At 72.6% G+C, this 16,127-nt stretch carries 17 protein-coding genes; 8 read left to right on the forward strand and 9 right to left on the reverse strand.

Translation table 11 applies throughout. From position 1 onward, the window contains the following. Positions 1 to 19 precede the first annotated feature (19 nt). The 3 genes from MTP13_RS03615 (at position 20) to MTP13_RS03625 (ending at position 3,687) form a co-directional block, all read left to right on the forward strand. Complete coding sequence (locus tag MTP13_RS03615; RefSeq protein ID WP_243569704.1) at positions 20 to 1,036, forward strand: ATP-binding cassette domain-containing protein; 1,017 nt, start codon at positions 20 to 22, stop codon at positions 1,034 to 1,036. Between the two features lie 52 nt (positions 1,037 to 1,088). Next, on the forward strand, positions 1,089 to 1,928 hold the full coding sequence (locus tag MTP13_RS03620) for an ABC transporter permease (RefSeq protein ID WP_243569705.1): 840 nt from the start codon (positions 1,089 to 1,091) through the stop codon (positions 1,926 to 1,928). Between the two features lie 76 nt (positions 1,929 to 2,004). Then, a complete protein-coding gene (locus MTP13_RS03625; protein WP_243569707.1) occupies positions 2,005 to 3,687 on the forward strand; it encodes a phytoene desaturase family protein in 1,683 nt (560 codons plus the stop codon). A 14-nt stretch (positions 3,688 to 3,701) separates the two neighbouring features. Here the strand turns inward: MTP13_RS03625 and MTP13_RS03630 are convergent, their stop codons facing one another. From MTP13_RS03630 to MTP13_RS03640, 3 genes are read right to left on the reverse strand one after another with little or no spacing between them, the layout of a single operon-like run. Then, positions 3,702 to 4,367 (reverse strand): SRPBCC domain-containing protein, encoded by a 666-nt coding sequence (locus tag MTP13_RS03630; RefSeq protein WP_243569709.1) that lies wholly within the window; start codon positions 4,365 to 4,367, stop codon positions 3,702 to 3,704. Between the two features lie 2 nt (positions 4,368 to 4,369). Continuing rightward, positions 4,370 to 4,759, reverse strand: coding sequence for an ArsR/SmtB family transcription factor (locus MTP13_RS03635; RefSeq protein ID WP_243569710.1), 390 nt, complete (start codon positions 4,757 to 4,759; stop codon positions 4,370 to 4,372). 51 nt (positions 4,760 to 4,810) lie between these two features. Beyond that, complete coding sequence (locus MTP13_RS03640) at positions 4,811 to 5,179, reverse strand: hypothetical protein (protein WP_243569711.1); 369 nt, start codon at positions 5,177 to 5,179, stop codon at positions 4,811 to 4,813. 67 nt (positions 5,180 to 5,246) lie between these two features. Between MTP13_RS03640 and MTP13_RS03645 the strand changes: the two genes are divergently transcribed. Together MTP13_RS03645 and MTP13_RS03650 are read left to right on the forward strand one after the other, a co-directional pair. Then, positions 5,247 to 5,759: an SRPBCC domain-containing protein gene (locus MTP13_RS03645; protein ID WP_243569712.1), complete on the forward strand. Its 513-nt coding sequence runs from the start codon at positions 5,247 to 5,249 to the stop codon at positions 5,757 to 5,759. 9 nt (positions 5,760 to 5,768) lie between these two features. Next, positions 5,769 to 6,869, forward strand: coding sequence for an AI-2E family transporter (locus MTP13_RS03650; RefSeq protein WP_243569713.1), 1,101 nt, complete (start codon positions 5,769 to 5,771; stop codon positions 6,867 to 6,869). Here MTP13_RS03650 and MTP13_RS03655 read toward each other — a convergent pair. After that, positions 6,866 to 8,329: a DHA2 family efflux MFS transporter permease subunit gene (locus MTP13_RS03655; protein WP_243569714.1), complete on the reverse strand. Its 1,464-nt coding sequence runs from the start codon at positions 8,327 to 8,329 to the stop codon at positions 6,866 to 6,868. The two genes, MTP13_RS03650 and MTP13_RS03655, sit on opposite strands and share 4 nt — an antisense overlap. Before the next feature lie 96 nt (positions 8,330 to 8,425). Here MTP13_RS03655 and MTP13_RS03660 point away from each other — a divergent pair, with 96 nt between their 5' ends. Further along, on the forward strand, positions 8,426 to 9,019 hold the full coding sequence (locus MTP13_RS03660) for a TetR/AcrR family transcriptional regulator (protein WP_243569715.1): 594 nt from the start codon (positions 8,426 to 8,428) through the stop codon (positions 9,017 to 9,019). Positions 9,020 to 9,056: 37 nt separating this feature from the next. Here the strand turns inward: MTP13_RS03660 and MTP13_RS03665 are convergent, their stop codons facing one another. The 5 genes from MTP13_RS03665 to MTP13_RS03685 form a co-directional block, all read right to left on the reverse strand. Next, positions 9,057 to 9,620 (reverse strand): acyl-CoA thioesterase, encoded by a 564-nt coding sequence (locus MTP13_RS03665; protein ID WP_189085228.1) that lies wholly within the window; start codon positions 9,618 to 9,620, stop codon positions 9,057 to 9,059. A 119-nt stretch (positions 9,621 to 9,739) separates the two neighbouring features. After that, positions 9,740 to 10,870: a bifunctional 2-methylcitrate synthase/citrate synthase gene (locus tag MTP13_RS03670; RefSeq protein WP_243569717.1), complete on the reverse strand. Its 1,131-nt coding sequence runs from the start codon at positions 10,868 to 10,870 to the stop codon at positions 9,740 to 9,742. 76 nt (positions 10,871 to 10,946) lie between these two features. Continuing rightward, positions 10,947 to 11,867: a methylisocitrate lyase gene (prpB, locus tag MTP13_RS03675; RefSeq protein WP_243569719.1), complete on the reverse strand. Its 921-nt coding sequence runs from the start codon at positions 11,865 to 11,867 to the stop codon at positions 10,947 to 10,949. Positions 11,868 to 11,880: 13 nt separating this feature from the next. Further along, positions 11,881 to 13,419: an MmgE/PrpD family protein gene (locus MTP13_RS03680; RefSeq protein WP_243569720.1), complete on the reverse strand. Its 1,539-nt coding sequence runs from the start codon at positions 13,417 to 13,419 to the stop codon at positions 11,881 to 11,883. A 29-nt stretch (positions 13,420 to 13,448) separates the two neighbouring features. Beyond that, complete coding sequence (locus tag MTP13_RS03685; RefSeq protein WP_243569721.1) at positions 13,449 to 14,099, reverse strand: GntR family transcriptional regulator; 651 nt, start codon at positions 14,097 to 14,099, stop codon at positions 13,449 to 13,451. 121 nt (positions 14,100 to 14,220) lie between these two features. Here MTP13_RS03685 and MTP13_RS03690 point away from each other — a divergent pair, with 121 nt between their 5' ends. Both MTP13_RS03690 and sufU read left to right on the forward strand, forming a co-directional pair. Continuing rightward, complete coding sequence (locus MTP13_RS03690; RefSeq protein WP_243569722.1) at positions 14,221 to 15,537, forward strand: aminotransferase class V-fold PLP-dependent enzyme; 1,317 nt, start codon at positions 14,221 to 14,223, stop codon at positions 15,535 to 15,537. Then, positions 15,534 to 15,986 carry a Fe-S cluster assembly sulfur transfer protein SufU gene (gene sufU / locus MTP13_RS03695; RefSeq protein WP_243569724.1) on the forward strand — a complete coding sequence of 151 codons (453 nt, stop codon included), beginning with the start codon at positions 15,534 to 15,536 and terminating at the stop codon, positions 15,984 to 15,986. Before MTP13_RS03690 ends, sufU begins: the two co-directional genes overlap by 4 nt. Positions 15,987 to 16,127: the final 141 nt, after the last annotated feature.

Raw genomic sequence — 16,127 nt, forward strand, 5'->3', positions numbered from 1 at the left:
GCCTCGAGAAGCTCGGGATATGACGAAGCACACGCATGCCGGAACCGGCCAGATGATCACCGCCCGCGGCTTGACGAAGACGTTCCGCTCGAAGGGGCAGACGGTCGAGGCGGTGCGCGCCGTCGACCTCTCCGTCGCCGCCGGCGAGCTCGTCGCGTTCCTCGGGCCGAACGGCGCCGGCAAGTCCACGACCCTCCGCATGCTCACGACCCTCCTCCCCGCCACGAGCGGCGAGGCGACGGTCGCCGGCTGCGACATCCGACGCGACCCGGCCGGGGTGCGCCGCCGCATCGGCTACGTCGGTCAGGGCAGCTCGGGCGGGCACACCCAGCGCGTCCGCGACGAGCTGCACGCCCAGGGCGCGTTCTACGGCCTCGGCCGGCGAGAGACCCACGCCCGCGCGGCCGAACTGCTCGACTCGCTCGAACTCGGCGCCTTCGCCAACCGCAGCGTGCAGTCGCTCTCCGGCGGGCAGAAGCGCCGGCTCGACGTCGCGCTCGGACTCATCCACCGCCCGGAGCTGCTCTTCCTCGACGAGCCCTCGACCGGGCTCGACCCGCACAGCCGGGCGAACCTGTGGGAGCACATTGTCGAGCTCCGCCGCACGACCGGGACGACGATCTTCCTGACCACGCACTATCTCGACGAGGCCGACCAGCTCGCCGAGCGCGTGATGGTCATGGACCACGGCCGCGTCATCGCCGACGACACGGCCGCCGCGCTCAAGGAGTCGCTCGCGGGCGATCGGGTGACGCTCGGCTTCGCGGGACGGGCGGATGCCTCGGCCGCCGCCGCCCGCCTCGGCGGCGAGCTCGACCCGGCCGACCCGACCCGCCTCGTGCTGACCGAGGCCGACGGTGCGCGAGCGCTCCCCCGGCACGTGCGGGACCTCACCGAGGCCGGGCTCGACCTGCTCACCGCGACGCACCGGCCGCCGACCCTCGACGACGTCTTCCTCGCCCTCACCGGTCGCAGCCTCCGCGAGGAGTCCGCGCGGGCCGGGGGCGACGAGGCGGCCGAGCAGGCCGCCGCGTGAGCGGCATCCGTCCCACCGCCACCACCACCACCGCGATCGAAGGAGCACGACCATGAACACCATCGCCGACCCCGCACCGTCCACCGCCACGGGCGCACAGACGCCCGCCTCGCTCGCCGCCCGCCCCGCCCCGCGCCGCACCGGCTTCGCCCGCGACACCGCCGCGGTCTTCGTGCGCGAGTCCCGCCCCCTCGTGCGCGACCCGTTCAGCGTGCTGTTCTCGCTCGTGCAGCCGCTCGTCTTCCTGGGCCTCTTCGGCCCGCTGCTCGTCGGTGCGGCCGGCGGCGACGTCGCGGGCACACTGCAGTGGTTCGTGCCGGGCATCCTGGTCATGGTGGCGCTGTTCGGCACCGCCTCGACCGGGGCGAACCTGCTCTTCGAGATGCAGACCGGCTCGCACGAGCGCACCCTCGTCGCCCCGCTCTCGCGGAACGCGCTGCTCGTCGGCCGCGCCCTGAAGGAGGTCGTGCCGCTCATGGTGCAGGGCACGATCGTGGTGCTCGTCGCCGTGCCGTTCGGCTTCAGCGTGAACGTGCCCGGGCTGCTCCTCGGCCTCGTCGTGCTCGCCGTCTTCGGCATCGGCTTCGGCGCGCTGAGCTACACGCTCGCGCTCGGCTGCCGCAACCGGGACTGGATGTTCTGGATGGTGCACCAGACCCTGCTGTTCCCGCTGATGATCCTCTCGGGCATGCTGCTGCCGCTCGAGGACGGCCCCGAGTGGATGCGGGTCGCGGCCGCCGTGAACCCGCTCAGCTATCTCGTCGGCGCGGAGCGGGCCCTCCTCGCGGGCGACTTCGGCGCACCGGCGGTGCTCGGCGGCGCGATCGCGGCGCTCGTCACCTGCGCGATCGGCCTCGTCGTCGGCGTGCGCGCGATGCGTCGGGCCCGCTGACCTCCTTCGCGGTGCTGCGGCGGCGGCCGGATCCGGGCCGCCGCCGCCGCGCGCCGCCCCGGGCTACGCTCGATCCATGCGTGCGCACGACGTCGTCATCCTCGGCGGGGGCCACAACGGCCTGACCGCCGCCGCCTATCTCGCCCGCGCCGGGCTCGACGTGCTGCTGCTCGAGCGCGACGACCACCTCGGCGGCGCCGCGGTCTCCGCCGAGGCGTTCGAGGGCGTCGAGGCCCGCCTCTCCCGGTACTCGTACCTCGTGAGCCTGCTGCCCGCCCGCATCGTCGAGGAGCTGGGCCTCGAGCTCGAGCTCGTGCGCCGCCGCTTCTCCTCCTACACGCCCGACCCGGCGAATCCCGCGCGCGGACTGCTCGTCGACCGCGACGCCGACGGGACGGCCCTCGCCGCCGCCTTCGCCCGGGTCGGCGCCGAGGCCGACGTCGCCGCCTGGCGCGAGCTCGGCGCCGACATCGCCGGGCTCGCGACGGCGCTCTTCCCCACCCTGACCGAGCCGCTGCCGACCCGCGAGGAGGCCCGCGCGCTCGTCGGCGACGAGCGAGTCTGGCGGGACGTCGTGGAGCGCCCCCTCGGCGAGACCGTCGACAGCCGCTTCGCGAGCGACCTCGTGCGCGGGATCGTCGCGACCGACGGCCTGATCGGCACCTTCACCTCGCTCGACGATCCGGCGCTCGACGCGAACCGCTGCTTCCTGTACCACGTGATCGGCGGCGGCACCGGCGACTGGGACGTCCCCGTCGGCGGCATGGGCGCCGTCACCGGCGAGCTGGAGCGGGTCGCCCGCGCCTCGGGCGCGACCCTGCTGACGGGAGCCGAGGTGCTCGGCGCGAGTCCCGCCGGCGGGGTGCGGTACCGGGATGCTTCGGGCGAGCACGTCGTCGCGGCGGGCACGATCCTCGCGAACGTGGCGCCGGCGGTGCTCGACCGGCTGCTGGCCGTGGGCGCGCCCGCCCCCGAGGAGTCCGCGCAGGACGCCGGCGCCGAGGCATCCGCCCCGCGCGTCCAGGCGCCGTTCGCCGAGGACCGCGTGCCGGGCGTGCCGCCGGTCGTGCTCGAGCGGCTCCGCCACCTCGACACGCCGGAGGGCGCGCAGGTGAAGGTGAACCTGCTGCTCACCCGCCTGCCCCGGCTCCGCGACCCGGAGGTCGTGCCCGAGCAGGCCTTCGCGGGCACCTTCCACATCAACGAGCTCGAGTCGCAGCTCGAGGGGGCGTTCCGCGCGGCGGCCCGCGGAGCCATCCCCGATCCGCTGCCCTGCGAGATCTACTGCCACACGCTGAGCGACCCGACGATCCTCTCGCCCGAGCTCGCCGCGAGCGGCGCGCACACGCTCACCGTCTTCGGGCTGCACGCCGCCGATCGGCTCGGCGAGCGCTTCGGCGCCGACGAGCTGCGCGAGCGGCTGCAGCAGGCCGTGCTCGACTCGCTCGACTCGGTGCTCGCCGAACCGATCGCCGAGGTGATCGCGAGGGATGCCGCGGGCCGCCCCTGCATCGAGACGAAGACGACGCGCGACCTGGAGGCGGCGCTCGCGATGCCCGGCGGGCACATCTTCCACGGGCCGCTGTCGTGGCCGTGGGCGGAGCCCGGCCGCCCGCTCGCGACGGCCGCCGAGCGATGGGGCGTCGCGACGGCGCACGAGCGCATCCTGCTCTGCGGCTCCGGCGCCGTGCGCGGCGGGGCGGTCAGCGGTGTGGGCGGCCAGAACGCGGCGATGGCCGTGCTCGAGTCTCGCGACTGACGCACGGCCGCCGCTCAGGCGCCGGGCGTCGCGCCCGTGTAGAAGCCGAACGTGGCGTCGGCGGCCCGCGCCGCGGTTTCGGCATCCGCGCCGGACGCCCGATGCGCGGCGGCCCACCCGTCGGCGGCGGCGCGGGAGAACGCGCGCCCCTCCTCCGAGAGCATCCATTCCATGGCGTCCTCCGGGGCGATCCTCGCGTCCTGCGTGCCGAGGTACAGGGCGAGGCCGAGCAGCGCCTGGTCCCAGCCGACCCCGGTCGCCCCCGGGCCGAACGTCTGCCACATCTCCTCGGGGATGTCGCCGACGCGCGCGGTGTGCTCGAGCTCGAAGCGGGTGCGCCCGGCGTCGATCGCCGCGAGCCGCACGGTCACCCACGACATCCCCCCGCCGTACTCCCAGGTGACGCGGTAGCTCGCGCGCCCGTCGGCGGGCGGCGAGCAGGCGAGCACCTCGCCGCCGGCGTTGCCCTCGAGCTGGTACCGCCCGCCGAGCTCGAGCGAACCCGTCACCGGCAGGAACCAGCGGGCGATGCGCTCCGGCTCGGTCGCCGCGGCCCACACGTCGGCGAGGTCCGCGGGGTACTCCTGCGCGATGAGCTGGCTGCGCGACGGCTCGCCGTCGAGTTCTTCCGTGCGCAGTTCGCGCGTCACGGCGTCGATCTGCTCGTTCACGTCGACCATGGTCACTCCTCGTCTCGTGGCGGATCGGCCGGGTCGTCCGCCCGGTCGTGCACGGCGTCGGCGTCGAGCCGCCGGGCCCGCTGGCCGCGCTTCAGCTCCGTTCCGAGCGCGGCGAGCGGGCCTCGCCAGAAGCGCTCGAACGGGCTGAGCCAGTCGCTGGCCTGTTGGAGGCCGCGGGCGTCGACCGCGTAGAGCCGGCGCCGGCCGTCGGCGCGCACCGAGGCGAAGCCCTGCTCGCGCAGCACCCGGAGGTGTTGCGACACTGCGGGCTGCGTGATGCCGAACTCCGCCGACACGATCTCGCAGACCGCGCCGGCGGGCGCCTCGCCCTCGGCGAGGAGTTCCAGGATGCGTCGCCGGACCGGATCGCCGAGGACGTCGAACGCGTGCATGTTCCAATACTTACGCCTCAACTTATATAAGTCAAGGCGTAAGTATCGGGATCAGAAGACGAAGAGCTGGCCGAGCACCAGGATCGCGATGACGAAGAGCGCGACGATCGCGCCGACGATGGCGAGCGAGCGGGCCGAGAGCTTCGCGATGGCGTAGCCGACGAGGATCGGCAGCGCGACGAGGAAGACCGTCACGAGCCACCAGAACGCCTGATAGGCGCCGGTGCCGACCTCCTCGAGGCGGCCGGCGAAGAGCTGCTGCGAGTGCGGGTGCGTCGCGAAGGCGAACGCGGCCGACAGCGGCACCGCGATGAGAGCGAGCACGACGAGACCCGCGAGCCACCCCCACAGCCCGGACTTGCCCTCGGTGATGTCCATGGCGGCTTCGCGCTTGGCGGCCGACGACCCCTTGCTACTCATGGCCACGATGCTAGTGGTTCCGAGCGCCGAGGGTTAGCCTGGGGAAACGGACGACGAGGGGGTCGAGATGAGCGCCAAGCCCACCGGTCACTACGAGCTGAAGCCCGACGGCCGCTACCTGCAGTTCGACCGACTGTTCCGCGCCCCCATCGAGGACGTCTGGTACAGCCTCACGAATCCGACCGCCCTCCGCTCCTGGATCGGCACGTACACGGGCAGCCCCTCCACCGGCGGCGTCCGCTTCCGGATGACCGCGGAGAGCGAGGACGCCCCGTGGCAGAACGTCAGCATCCTGCTCTGCGAGGCGCCGCACCGCTTCCACCTCGACGTCGACACCCAGCCCGAGGCGTGGCGGCTGCACTGCCACCTGCGCGAGGCCGGCGGCATGACGACCCTGAGCTTCGCCCAGCGGCTCGACGACAAGCTCGACGTCGGCGAGATCGGCCCCGGCTGGGACTACTACCTCGACCGGATGATCGCCGCCAGGCAGGGGCTCGCGATGCCGGAGTGGAGCGACTACTTCCCAGCATTCGCCGCGCACTATCGAGATCTCCGCGTGCCCGACGCGGCCCGCCCCTAGACTGACGCCGTGAGAGCGGCAGATCGATTGCGGCGGCGCGAGCCGGCCGCCGGCGGCCCGGGGGGCTCCTTCTTCTCGCAGCACCCGCTGCGCTGGGGATTCATCGTCACGCTCGGCGTGCTGCTCGCGGTGCTCCTCGCGATCGTCGTCGTGAACCTGCAGAGCGTGCTGCTCTCGGTCTTCATCGCCTCCTTCGTGGCGCTCGGCCTCGATCCGTTGATCCGCTGGTTCCAGCGGCACGGCCTGAAGCGCGGCCCGGCGATCGTCGTCGTCATCCTGCTGTTCGTGCTCGTCGTGGTCGGCATCATCTGGGTGCTGATCCCGCCGCTGATCTCCCAGGCCACCTCGCTCGTGACGACGCTGCCGGCGCAGGTGCAGCAGCTGCAGGACTCCGGCTGGTACGAGCAGGCGAACGAGACGACGAACGGCGTGCTCGCGACCGTGGTGCAGTCCGTCGAGGACATCCTCTCCGACCCGAACGTGTGGGCCTCGATCGGCGGCGGCGCCCTCGCCTTCGGCGCGGCGGTGCTCGACGCCGTGTCGACCGGCTTCTTCGTCGTCGTGCTCTCGATCTACTTCATCGCCACCCTCGATGCGACGAAGCGCGCCTGCTACTCCCTGGTGAAGGCCTCGCACCGCGAGCAGGTCGAGGGCTACGGCGAGCGCATCATGCAGTCGGTCGGCAAGTACCTCAGCGGCATGGTGGTGCTCGCGTTCTTCAACGCGGTGTTCTCGACGATCCTGCTGAGCCTCGTCGGTGTGAAGTACGCCCTCGTCATCGGTGTCGTCGCCCTCTTCGTGACGCTCATCCCGCTCATCGGTACGGTGCTCACCACGATCCTGATGACGATCGTCTCGCTCTTCGTCTCGCCCACCGCGGCGCTCATCGTGCTCATCGCGATGCTCGTCTACATGCAGATCGAGGCGTACATCCTGACGCCGAGGGTGATGGGCAAGGCCGTGCAGGTGCCCGGCACCATCGTGCTGATCTCGGCGCTCGCGGGCGGCACGCTGCTCGGCCTGCTCGGCGCACTCGTCGCGATCCCGATCTCGGCCGGCATCCTGCTCATCATCCGCGAGATCGTCGTGCCGAGGCAGGCCCGCAGCTAGCGCTGCACCGCATCCGCGAGCTCGGCGCCCTCGGAGTCATCCGACGACGCGCTCGCGGATGCCTCGGCCGAGGCGTCCCGCCCGCCGCTCCGGCCGAGCGGCAGGAAGAACGCCGCGACGAGCGCGAGCACGAGCCCGGCCGAGCCGACGAGCACCGCAGGCACCGCGGCGTCGACGAAGCCGGTCGGCGTGAGCTCCCCGCCCGCGCCGGTGAACACGGCGGTGAGCACGGCGACGCCGAGCGCGACCCCGACCTCGCGGAGGGTCGAGTTCGTGCCGGAGGCCTTGGCGTGGTCGTCCTCCGGCATGCCGGCGAGCACGGCCGTCGACATCGGCGCGAAGACGAGCGACATGCCGACGCCGGCCATCAGGAACGGCCCGATCAGGGCTCCGTACGCGACGTCGGGATCGAGTTCCAGGGCGAGCCAGGCCAGCGCGGCGGCCTGCAGAGCGAGCCCGGCGACGATGAGGGTGCGGGTGCCGACCCGCGGCGCGAGCGCACCGGCGATCGGCGCGATGAACATGGGGGCGAGGGTCCACGGCATGGTCTGCACGCCCGCCTCGAGCGGGGTCGCGCCCTGCACGACCTGCAGGAACTGGATGAGCACGAACACCGAGCCGAACATGCCGAAGCTGAACCAGAAGCCGACGAGGTTCGCGGCCGTGAACCCTCGGTTGCGGAACAGGCGCAGCGGCAGCAGCGGCGCGGGCGCCCGCAGCTCCCAGGCAATGAAGGCGGCGAGCAGCACGGCGCCGGCGGCGAGCGAACCGAGCACCTCGGCGCTCCCCCAGCCCGCGTCGTTGCCGCGGACGATCCCGAACACGACGCCGAGCACGCCGAGGCCGGCGAGCAGGATGCCGGGCAGATCGATGCGCACCCGGGCGCCGAGCGCGTTCGGCAGGGCGGCGAGGGCGAGCGGGATGGCGATGACCCCGACCGGCACGTTCAGCCAGAAGATCGCCTCCCAGTTCCAGCCCTCGATGACGGCGCCGCCGACGAGCGGCCCGAGTGCGACGCCGAGACCGGCGACGCCGCCCCAGATGCCGATGGCCATCGGGCGGCGACGCTCGGGCACGCTGCCGGCGAGCAGAGTGAGCGAGAGCGGCATGATGCCGGCGGCGCCGACGCCCTGCACGGCGCGGCTCGCGATCACCATCCACGGCTCGGTGCTGAGGGCGACGAGGGCGCTCGCGGCGGTGAACACGGCGAGCGCGATGAGGAAGACGGTGCGCCGGCCGATGCGGTCGCCGAGCGCCGCGGCGCCCAGGATGAAGGCCGCGAAGGAGAGGGTGAAGGCGTTCACGAACCACTGCAGCTCCTCGATCGAGGCGCCGAGGTCGACGGCCATCGCGGGGAGCGCGTTCGTGATGACGAGGTTGTCGAGCGTCGCCATGAACATCGGCAGGGATGCCGCGACGATCGCGAGCCAGACAGGGGTCCGGCGGGCGGTGGAGAACATTTCGGGGCTCCTCGGGAGGCGGTGGACGGTGATGGTGGTAATCGACTGATTACTTCACGGGAGCGACTGTAGTAATCGACTGATAACATGTCAAGCATGGTGTCGAAGACGGACCGGATCCCGGCGACCGAGCGCCGCGAGCAGATCCTCGAAGCGGCCACTCGGGTGTTCGGCGAACTCGGCTACGCGGGCGCCACGACCGACCGCGTCGCGAAGGCGGCCGGCATCAGCCAGCCCTACGTCGTGCGCATGTTCGGCACGAAGGAGCAGCTCTTCATCGAGGTGCTCGAGCGCACCTGCGAGCTCATCGTCGCCGCCTTCGACCGCGCGGTCGCCGACGAGGCATCCGACAAACCGGTCGGCCCGCGCATCGGCGAGGCCTACGTGAGTCTCGTCGAGACCGACCGCGGGGTGCTGCTCGCGCTCATGCAGGGCTTCATCCTCGGCCACGACCCGAACATCGGGCCGGTCGCCCGGCGCGGCTTCCTGCGCATCTACGACCGCATGCGCGAGGTGATGACCCCCGACGAGGCGATGCGCTTCATGGCGCAGGGCATGCTCATCAACACGCTCATCGCGTCGAACCTCACCGTCCGCATCGACCAGGACGAGCGGGTCGACGAGCTCTTCGCCTGCACCTTCGGCGACAAGCTGGGCATCGTGCTCGAGGGGCTCTCCCGCTCGGCGTGAGCCGTGCGGCGCGAGCGGTCCGGCTCAGCGGTCCGGCTCAGCTCCAGACCGACGGCGCCTCGGCGCGGGTCGCCGGCAGCGCGACATCCTGGCCCCAGCGCTCGATCCACTCGGGCAGCCCGTCTCCCGGTCCGGCGCCGAACGCCTCGACGACCTCGGCCATCGGCACCGTGCCGCCGGACTTCTTCAGGAAGCGCCCGCGGATGAACCCCTGCGCGTAGATCTCCGGCCGGCCGTCGGCGCCCTTCTTCACGAAGCGCTGCTCGACGTAGACCGCCTTGTCGTCGAAGCCGAGCACGCGCGACTCGATCGTGAACCGCTCCCACAGCTGCAGCGACTTGCGGAAGGTGATGGTCTCGCTCGCCACCACCGGGTACCAGCCGCGCTCGCGCATGATGCCCCAGACGCCGTTGCGCACGAGCATGTCGAAGCGCGCGACATCCATGATCGAGAAGTAGACGCCGTTGTTCATGTGCCGGTTGATGTCGAGATCGGTCGGCAGCGTGATGAAACGCGTGCGGGCCACGTCGTAGTGCCCGAGGTCGGGCCGGCGCCGCGACAGGAACAGCACGTGGAGGAGCGTCCGGAAGAGCATGTGCATGAGCACCGAGCGTAGGCGGCATCGAGCGGATGGCGCGGTCCGTTGAGGGTCGCCACAGCCCGACGGCGGATGCCTCGGCCGGTGCTTGTGCGGATCCGCCAGTGCGGCCCCGAGCCCGCCTACTTCGCGGGCACGTGCCGCTCGTCGACCCCGTTGTAGACCGACAGCGGGCGGATCAGCGCGTTCGAGGCGAGCTGCTCCATGACGTGCGCCGTCCAGCCGACGACGCGGCTCGCGACGAACAGCGGGGTGAAGGTCGGGGTGTCGAAGCCCATCAGGTGGTACGTCGGGCCGGCGGGGTAGTCCAGGTTCGGCTTGATGTTCTTGCGTTCGCCCATCGCCTGCTCGAGCGCCACGTAGACCTCGAGCAGCTCGGGGCGGTCGTAGTGCTCGACCATGCGCTCCATCGCGTCGCGCATGGTCGGCACGCGGGAGTCGCCGTTCTTGTAGACGCGGTGCCCGAAGCCCATGATCTTGCGCTTCTCGGCGAGCGCCGACTCGAGCCAGGCGACCGCGCGCTCGGCACCGCCCTCGCCAGGGCCGATCTCCGCGAAGGCGTGCATGACGGCCTCGTTCGCGCCGCCGTGCAGCGGCCCCTTGAGCGCCCCGATGGCGCCGGTGACCGCGGAGTAGAGATCGCTCAGGGTCGAGGCGATCACTCGGGCGGTGAACGTCGAGGCGTTGAAGGAGTGCTCGGCGTAGAGGATCATCGACACGTCGAAGGCGTTCACGACCGCGAGCTCGGGGGCCTCGCCGAAGGTCTGCCAGAGGAAGTTCGCCGAGTAGCCGAGGTCGTCGCGCGGCTCCACGAACTCGAGCCCGTGCCGGCGGCGCTGGTCGTAGGCGACGATCGAGGGCAGCTTCGCGAAGAGCCGCATCGCCTTGTCGAGGTTCGCCTCGGGGGTGTCGACGGGCGTCTCGGGATCGCTCGCGCCGATCACGCTGACGGCCGTGCGCACGACGTCCATCGGGTGCGCCTCGAGCGGCAGCTCGTCGACGATGCGCTTCGTCTGGTGGTCGAGGCCGCGATGGCGGCGCTCGAACTCCTCGAACGCGGCGAGCTCGGCATCGCTCGGCAGCTCGCCGTGCCACAGCAGGTACGCCACCTCCTCGAAGGTGCACTGCGCGGCGAGCTCCTGCACGGGATACCCGCGGTACAGCAGCGAGTTCGACTCGGGGTTCACCTTCGAGATGGCGGTGTAGTCGACCGGCACCCCGGCCAGTCCCTTGAAGATCTCCTGCTCGGTCATTCGTGCTGCCCTTCGTTGGGATCGGTCGCCGTGGTGCGGCGCGGTCGACGGCCGGGCGGGTCGCCCGGCCGCTGGTTCAGCCGGCGCGACCGCCGGGGGTGTCGCCGACGGTGAAGTCGAAGATGCCGGAGTCGAAGCGGGTGTAGCCCTCGTAGTCGATGAGCTCGTAGAGCTCGGCCCGGTGCTGCATCTCGCCGAGCTTGCCGGTGAGCGCGCCCGCCGCCTCGAGCTCGTCGAGCCCGCGCATCGCGGCCCCCATCGCGAGGCGCAGCAGCGACACCGGCCAGATCACGAGGTTCATGCCCACGTCGCGCAGCTGCGCGACGGTGAAGAGCTCGCTCTTGCCGAACTCGGTCATATTCGCGAGCAGCGGCACGTCGACCGCGTTGCGCACCGCCTCGAACTCGGCGAGCGAGCGCATCGCCTCGGGGAAGATCGCGTCGGCCCCCGCGTCGACGAGCGCCTTCGCGCGGTCGACCGCGGCCTGCGGCCCCTCGACCGCGGCGATGTCGGTGCGCGCCATGATCAGGAAGTTCGGGTCGCGACGGGCGTCGACGGCGGCGCGGATGCGCTGCAGCGCCGTATGCTCGTCGACGACCTGCTTGCCGTCGAGGTGCCCGCAGCGCTTGGGGTTCACCTGGTCCTCGATGTGCAGGCCGGCGAGGCCGGCGTCCTCCATCTCCTGCACGGTGCGGGCCACGTTCATCGGCTCGCCGAAGCCCGTGTCCGCATCGACGATGGCGGGCAGCTCCGTCATCCGGGCGATCTGCTTCGCACGCCCCGCGACTTCGCTGAGCGTCGTGAGGCCGATGTCGGGCAGGCCGAGATCGGCCGAGAGCACGGCGCCCGAGATGTAGACGCCCTCGAAGCCGCGCTGCTCGATGAGCCGCGCCGACAGGGGGTTGAACGCGCCGGGGAAGCGCAGCAGCTCGCCCGTGGCGAGCCGGGCGCGGAACGCCTGGCGCTTCACATGGGCGGGGGTGGTGGCGTAGAGCATCGGCTGACCTCCGTCAGAACAGTCCCGTGGGGATCGCGAGGCCGGCCAGGACGCCGGGGCCCGCGGTGATGGTGAGGCCGCCGAGCTCGTCGGGCGAGAGCTCGGGCAGGCGCTGGGCGAGCTCGAGGAAGCGCTCGATCTCGCCCGGCTCGAGCACGCCGTCGGCGAGCAGCCGGAACTTCTGCACGTACTGCTCGCGGGCGAACGGCCGGGCGCCGAGCGGATGCGCGTCGGCGACGGCGATCTCGTCGACGATCTCGCCGCCGTCGGCGAGCGTGATGACGACGCGGCCGCCGAAGGCCTTCTCGGCGATGTCGAGCGAGTGGTAGCGGCGGGTCCACTCGGCATCCTCGACCGTCGAGATCTTGCGCCACAGCGCGACGGTCTCGGGACGGTGGGCGCGCTCCGGGGAGTAGGAGTGCTCGTGGTGCCAGGCGCCGTCCTGCAGCGCGACCGCGAAGATGTAGGGGATCGAGTGGTCGAGCGTCTCGCGCGAGGCGTCCGGGTCGTACTTCTGCGGGTCGTTCGCCCCCGAGCCGATGACGTAGTGCGTGTGGTGCGAGGTGTGCAGCACGATCGACTCGATGCGCTCGGGGTCGTCGAGGATCAGCGGGTACGCCTCGTGCAGCCGGCGGGCGAGGTCGATCCAGGCCTGGGCCTGGTACTCGGCCGAGTGCTCCTTCGTGTAGGAGTCGAGGATGGCCCGCTTGGCCTCGCCGCGCTCGGGCAGGGGCACCTCGTAGGCGCCGTCGGGCCCGTCGAGGAGCCAGGCGATGACGCCGTCCTCGCCCTCGTAGATCGGCACGGGGCTCGTCTCGCCGCGCATGGCCCGGTCGACGGCCTCGATCGCCATCTTGCCGGCGAAGGCGGGGGCGTGCGCCTTCCAGCTGGAGATCTCGCCCTTGCGCGACTGGCGGGTCGCCGTGGTGGTGTGCAGCGCCTGGCCGATGGACTGGAAGATGGTCTCGCGGTCGAGGCCGAGCAGGGTGCCGATGCCGGCCGCGGCGCTCGGGCCGAGGTGGGCGACGTGGTCGATCTTGTGCTTGTGCAGGCTGATCGCCTTGGCGAGGTCGATCTGGATCTCGTAGCCGGTCGCGATGCCGCGCACGACGTCGCGCCCGGTGAGTCCGCGGGCGGCGGCGAGGTGCTGCGCGACGGCGACGATCGGGGGGATGTTGTCGCCCGGGTGGGAGTACTCGGCCGCGAGGAAGGTGTCGTGGTAGTCGAGCTCGCGCACGGCGACGCCGTTCGCCCACGCGGCCCACTCGGGGCTCGTGCGGCGGGCCGGGTCGGCGCCGAACACGGTCGCGCCCTCGCCGCCGATCGAGACGGGGTGCGCGAACGCCTGGCTGCGCGCCGAGACCACGGGCCGGCGGGTGAGGGATGCCGCGGCGACCGCCGCATTGTCGATGACCCGGTTCACCACCATGTCGACGACGTCGGCGTCGAGTTCGACGGGGTCGGCGGCGAGCTCGGCGAGCTGCCAGGCGAGCTGGCCCTCGCGGGGCAGGTCCTCGTCGCTGCGGTGCGTGCGCAGGTGGTGGGTCTGCATCGGGGGATCCCTTCGGTGTTCGGTCGGTGTCAGGCTACGCTCCGCCCGCCGATGGAGGCGAGGGCGTGACGAAGGCTCAGGTGCAGGTGGACGTGCGTGGCGTGCGCGGCGAGCGAGGCGTCGCCGTCGATGATCGCGTCGACGATGAGCAGGTGCTCGTCGGCGGCCCGGCGGAGCCGCTCGGGGTGATGCCTGGCGAGCCGGCGCACGCGCGCGGAGTGCAGGCGGGCGCCGCGCAGCGCGGCCGTGAGCAGCGGGTTGCCGGCGGCGCGGTCGACGGCCTCGTCGAGCTCGGCGATCGCGGCGTAGTACTCGGTGAGCCCGTCGTCGCCGCCGTCGAGCCGCTCGGTGGCGGCGACGATGCGCCGGCGCACGGCGCGGAACGGGGCCGGGTCGCGGCGTTCGGCGGCGAGCCGTGCCGCGCGCTCCTCGAGCGCCTCGCGCAGTTCGTAGAGCGCGGCGATGCTCTCGGGGCTGAGCTCGGCGACGACGAGCACGCGCGCCGAGGCGGCGGTGGCGAGGCCGTCGGCCTCGAGTCGGGCGAACGCCTCGCGGACGGGGGTCCGCGAAACGCCCAGCCGGGCGGCCTGCTCCACCTCGCCGAGCGGGGCGCCGGGGGCGAGCTCGCCGTCGAGGATCTCCTCGCGGAGCCGCTGGTACGCGCGTTCGCTGGCCCGCATCCGCACCTCCGGCTCGATGTATACATTACGACGCTAGCACAGAGCGCAGACCTCGATATCCGGCAGCAATGTATACATGCATCCGGGTGCCACCCACGCTGAGCATGGGACGATGGAAGGGATGAGCAGCGACACCCTCGGGGCCCGGCGCGTCGCCGATCTCCGCCTCGACTTCCCCGCCTTCCGCGACGCCGGCGAGCACGCCCCCGCGTACCTCGACTCCGCCGCGACCTCCCAACGCCCCGCCCGTGTGCTCGACGCCGAACGCGAGTACCTCGAACACCACCTCGCCCCGGTGCACCGCGGCGCGAGCGCCGCGGTCGGCCGTTCCACCACGCTCTTCGAGGACGCCAGGGCCACCGTCGCCCGCTTCGTCGGGGCCGGCGAGCGCGAGCTGGTCTGGGCCGAGAACGCCACCGACGCGCTGAACATCGTCGCACTCGGAATGGCGGATGCCTCGGCCGGGCTCGGCGGCGCCGAGGCATCCCGCTTCGCCCTCCGCCCTGGTGACGAGCTCGTCGTCATCGAGGCCGAGCACCACGCCAACCTCATCCCCTGGCAGCGGCTCGCCGCACGCACCGGCGCCGTGCTGCGGCCCGTCCGGGTCGACGCGCGCGGGCTCTGGGGCCCGGCCGAGCTCGCCGCCGTGCTCTCGCCGCGCACCCGCGTCGTCGCGTTCGCCGAGGTGTCGAACGTCACCGGCTTCCTCGCCCCGGTCGCCGAGCTCGTCGCCCTCGTGCGCGAGCGATCGCCCGAGGCGCTCGTCGTGCTCGACGCCTGCCAGTCCGTGCCGCACCGGCCGAGCGACCTCGCCGCGTCCGGCGTCGACTTCGCCGCGTTCTCCGGCCACAAGATGCTCGGGCCGAACGGCATCGGCGGCCTGTACGGCCGCGCAGAGCTGCTCGACGCGCTGCCCCCGGCACGCACCGGCGGCTCGACCATCACGCGGGTGACGCTCGAGCACGCCGAGTTCCTGCCGGCGCCGCACCGCTTCGAGGCGGGCACCCAGCCGGTGTCCCAGGTCGTCGCCCTCGCCGAGGCCGCCCGCTACCTCGACGAGCTCGGCATGGCCGAGGTCGCCCGGCACGAGTCCGCGCTCGCCGCCCGCATGGCCGAGGCGGTCGCGGCCCTGCCCGGCGTGCGGCTGATCGGCCCGCCGCCCGGCGAGGAGCGCGCGGGCCTCGTCTCGGTCGTCGTCGACGACGTGCACGCCCACGACGTCGGCCAGTACCTCGACGAGGCGGGCGTCGTCGTGCGCGTCGGGCACCACTGCGCGCAGCCGTTGCACCGGGCGCTCGGCGTCACCGCCACGACCCGGGCGAGCGCGCACGTCTACACGACCGAGGACGAGGTCGACCGCTTCGTCGACGCCCTCGGCGGGGTGCGCCGCTTCTTCGGCGTCGCGGGCGCCGGCGAGCAGACGGGGGTCGTCGCGTGAGCGGGCTCGAAGGGCTGTACCAGCAGATCATCCTCGACCACTCCAAGGCCAGGCACGGCGACGGTCCGCTCGAGCACGCGGTGGCGGAGCACCACGAGTACAACCCGACCTGCGGCGACGAGCTGACCATGCGCATCCGCCTCGACGACGCGGGCGAGCGCATCGAGCAGCTCGCCTGGCAGGGCGACGGCTGCAGCATCTCGATGGCCTCGGCGTCGGCGCTCGTCGACCTCATGGCCGGCCGCACCCTCGAGGAGGCGGGCGAGCGCATCGACGCGTTCCGGGCGATGCTGCGCTCGCAGGGCGCCGGGGAGCCCGACGAGGAGCTGCTCGAGGACGCGATCGCGTTCCACGGCGTCTCGAAGTACGTCATGCGGGTGAAGTGCGCGATGCTCTCCTGGGTCGCGCTCGAGGCCTGCCTCACCGAGGCGCGCGCCGCCCGCGCCTGATCCCGCCGCCCGGTTCGGACTGCCCGCTCGCGCGGTGCGAGCTGCACACTGAACCGCGCGGCGCGCCGCTGCCGCCGGGCGCGCCGCGCCGATCGTCGTGCGACTCGCAGCGGCGCACCCCGAATCGGAGCAGGCCGGCGG

Origin of the sequence: Agromyces soli (assembly GCF_022811605.1) — a bacterium.
Taxonomy (GTDB): domain Bacteria; phylum Actinomycetota; class Actinomycetes; order Actinomycetales; family Microbacteriaceae; genus Agromyces; species Agromyces soli.

Bases quoted from the DNA above. Each gene is read 5' to 3' on its own strand.
- MTP13_RS03685 (WP_243569721.1), bottom strand. From the start codon at position 14,099: ATGCGGGCCAGCGAACGCGCGTACCAGCGGCTCCGCGAGGAGATCCTC.
- MTP13_RS03680 (WP_243569720.1), bottom strand. From the start codon at position 13,419: ATGCAGACCCACCACCTGCGCACGCACCGCAGCGACGAGGACCTGCCC.
- MTP13_RS03670 (WP_243569717.1), bottom strand. From the start codon at position 10,870: ATGACCGAGCAGGAGATCTTCAAGGGACTGGCCGGGGTGCCGGTCGAC.
- MTP13_RS03620 (WP_243569705.1), top strand. From the start codon at position 1,089: ATGAACACCATCGCCGACCCCGCACCGTCCACCGCCACGGGCGCACAG.
- MTP13_RS03665 (WP_189085228.1), bottom strand. From the start codon at position 9,620: ATGCACATGCTCTTCCGGACGCTCCTCCACGTGCTGTTCCTGTCGCGG.
- MTP13_RS03660 (WP_243569715.1), top strand. From the start codon at position 8,426: ATGGTGTCGAAGACGGACCGGATCCCGGCGACCGAGCGCCGCGAGCAG.
- MTP13_RS03640 (WP_243569711.1), bottom strand. From the start codon at position 5,179: ATGAGTAGCAAGGGGTCGTCGGCCGCCAAGCGCGAAGCCGCCATGGAC.
- MTP13_RS03625 (WP_243569707.1), top strand. From the start codon at position 2,005: ATGCGTGCGCACGACGTCGTCATCCTCGGCGGGGGCCACAACGGCCTG.
- MTP13_RS03635 (WP_243569710.1), bottom strand. From the start codon at position 4,759: ATGCACGCGTTCGACGTCCTCGGCGATCCGGTCCGGCGACGCATCCTG.
- MTP13_RS03630 (WP_243569709.1), bottom strand. From the start codon at position 4,367: ATGGTCGACGTGAACGAGCAGATCGACGCCGTGACGCGCGAACTGCGC.
- MTP13_RS03645 (WP_243569712.1), top strand. From the start codon at position 5,247: ATGAGCGCCAAGCCCACCGGTCACTACGAGCTGAAGCCCGACGGCCGC.
- MTP13_RS03615 (WP_243569704.1), top strand. From the start codon at position 20: ATGACGAAGCACACGCATGCCGGAACCGGCCAGATGATCACCGCCCGC.
- MTP13_RS03655 (WP_243569714.1), bottom strand. From the start codon at position 8,329: ATGTTCTCCACCGCCCGCCGGACCCCTGTCTGGCTCGCGATCGTCGCG.
- MTP13_RS03690 (WP_243569722.1), top strand. From the start codon at position 14,221: ATGAGCAGCGACACCCTCGGGGCCCGGCGCGTCGCCGATCTCCGCCTC.
- prpB (WP_243569719.1), bottom strand. From the start codon at position 11,867: ATGCTCTACGCCACCACCCCCGCCCATGTGAAGCGCCAGGCGTTCCGC.